Origin of the sequence: Francisella sp. SYW-9 (genome assembly GCF_008711465.1) — a bacterium.
Lineage (GTDB): Bacteria > Pseudomonadota > Gammaproteobacteria > Francisellales > Francisellaceae > Francisella.
The window spans coordinates 1-1793 of sequence record NZ_VXKQ01000052.1 but is presented as its reverse complement, the minus strand read 5'-3'; the positions used below and the strand labels follow the sequence as shown (position 1 = coordinate 1793).

The window sequence follows — 1793 nt, the reverse complement described above, 5'->3', positions numbered from 1 at the left end:
CCATTATCCTTTGCTCAGGAGCGTTTATGGTTTATAGAGCAGTATGAGGGAGGAAGTAATGCCTACCATATACCAATGTTGGTATCTTTGAAAGAAGGAGTTAATGAAGAAGCTCTTAAGCAATCAATATTATCAATAGTATCAAGACATGAAGTATTAAGAAGTGTCTTTAGGCAAGATAATGAAGGTAATGATTATCAAGTTGTTTTAAATGATAGTTTAGTTATTAATGAATATAGTTATAAAGATATAGGTATATCCAAACAGATTGATAAAGATATTAATACACCATTTGATTTAACTAAGGATTATCCGATAAGAGTATCTTTATATAAAGAAGAATCAGATATTAAGTTATTAATTAATATGCATCATATAGCGAGTGATGGCTGGTCAATAGATGTACTGATTAAAGAGTTATATGCTTATTATGATCATTACACTAAAAATACACCATTAACATTATCTGAATTAAGTATCCAATATAAAGACTTTGCAGTATGGCAGAGGGAGTATCTTGAGGGAGATGTTCTTGATAAGCAGTTAGATTATTGGAGAGGTAGGTTAAGAGGGTATGAGACACTTAATTTACCTATTGATTATGTAAGGCCGAGTAAGATAGATTACGCAGGATCTAGTGTAGAGTTTGAGATAGATGAAGAGTTATCAAATAAGTTAAGAGATATAGCTAAAAATCAGAACTGTTCATTATATACAGTAATGTTAAGTGCGTTTTATGTATTGATGCATAAGTATACATTACAAGAAGATATAGTGATTGGGACACCGATAGCAAATAGGCATCATAGTCAGGTACAGGATCTGATAGGTTTCTTTGTAAACTCATTGGCATTAAGAGAGCAGGTAGATGGTAATGAAGATATATTAGAATTAGTTAATAGAGTTCATAGTAATCTTATAGAAGCACAGTCACATCAAGATTTACCATTTGAGAGATTGGTGAGTGAATTGAATGTGGAGCAAGACTTAAGTAGGCATCCGATATTTCAGGTGATGTTTAGTTTACAGAGTTTTGGTGGTCAGGATAATAAGATCTTTAAACCAGTATTAGATAATAATGCATATAAAATAGCTAAGTTTGATTTAGAGTGTTTTATAGATGATAGTAAAGCTAATCTATCCGGCGTAATTAATTATGCTACTGCGTTATATAGTAGGGATACTATTGAGAGATTAGTTGAGTCATATAAGATGGTATTGAGTCAGTTAGTTACAAATACAGGTACAAAGATAAAGTATTATAGTCTTTTATCAAGAGAAGAGTATCAAACAATAGTACATGATTGGAACCAGACAGATAAGGATTATCCTAAGGATAAGACGATATACCAACTATTTGAAGAGCAAGTTAAACAAAATCCTAACAATATAGCATTAGTATTTGAAGATAAACAGCTTACATATAAAGAGCTTAACCAAAGATCAAACCAGTTAGCTAGGTATATAAGAAAGCAGTATAAAGAAATAACTAATCAAGAGCTTAAGCCAGATACATTAATACCATTATGTTTGGAAAGAAGTTTGGAAATGGTTATAGGTATACTTGGTGTTATGAAGGCAGGTGGTGCATATGTGCCAATGGATCCTGACTACCCTAAAGAGAGGTTTAGGCATATACTTAAAGATACTAATGCTGAGTTAGTTATCACACAGAGCTATTTGGAAAATAGACTTAATGATACGTCTGATATAAAAACAATAGCTATAGATGAGCAAAATAGTCAAACAATATATCAAAGTGAAGAAGATCGGCAGAGAATACGTCTGAACAC

Annotated in this window: 1 protein-coding gene; it reads left to right on the top strand. The window is 31.8% G+C overall.

The annotated features are described in order from the left end of the window. A partial coding sequence (locus F3D62_RS12310) for a non-ribosomal peptide synthetase (RefSeq protein ID WP_150468540.1) occupies positions 1–1793 on the top strand: 1793 nt, incomplete at both ends.